The sequence below is a fragment of the Neisseria sp. P0001.S005 genome (assembly GCF_051963715.1).
The window spans coordinates 1-488 of record NZ_JBQCTZ010000567.1 but is presented as its reverse complement, the minus strand read 5'-3'; the positions used below and the strand labels follow the sequence as shown (position 1 = coordinate 488).

General features: G+C 58.2%; 1 protein-coding gene. It reads left to right on the top strand.

What is annotated here, in order from left to right; all coding sequences use genetic code 11:
* The coding region (locus tag ACTHSP_RS21710; RefSeq protein WP_440346971.1) for a 3-deoxy-D-manno-octulosonic acid transferase at positions 1-488 on the top strand (488 nt) is incomplete at both ends.

Here is a 488-nt window from a genome sequence, read left to right as displayed (position 1 = left end):
AAAGCATGGCAGGGCTACCGCGGCAATGCCTTGCTGGTCATCGTACCGCGCCACCCTGAAAACTTTCAGACGGCCTACGATACCGCCAAATCGCTTGGTTATACCGCGCAAAAACGCAGCGACGGACAACCCGTTTCCCCCGATACACAAGTTTGGATAGGCGACAGCATGGGCGAGCTTGCCGCCTACTACCTTAGCGCGGACATTGCCTTCGTCGGCGGCAGCCTCGTTGATGCCGGCTGCCAAAACATTATCGAACCCATCTCCTGCCGCGTCCCCACCCTCTTCGGCTACTCCAACTACAACTTTGCCCAAGCCTGTAAAGGCGCAGTCGAAGCCAAAGCCGCCGTCCGCGTCGAAACCGCCGAAGCCTGGTACAGAACCACGCGCCAATACCTCGACGACGAAACGCTGCGCCAACAGCTGATCAGCCACACCGAGCAATTCATTTCGCAACACCAAGGCGCCAGTGCCAAAATTGCCAAAGC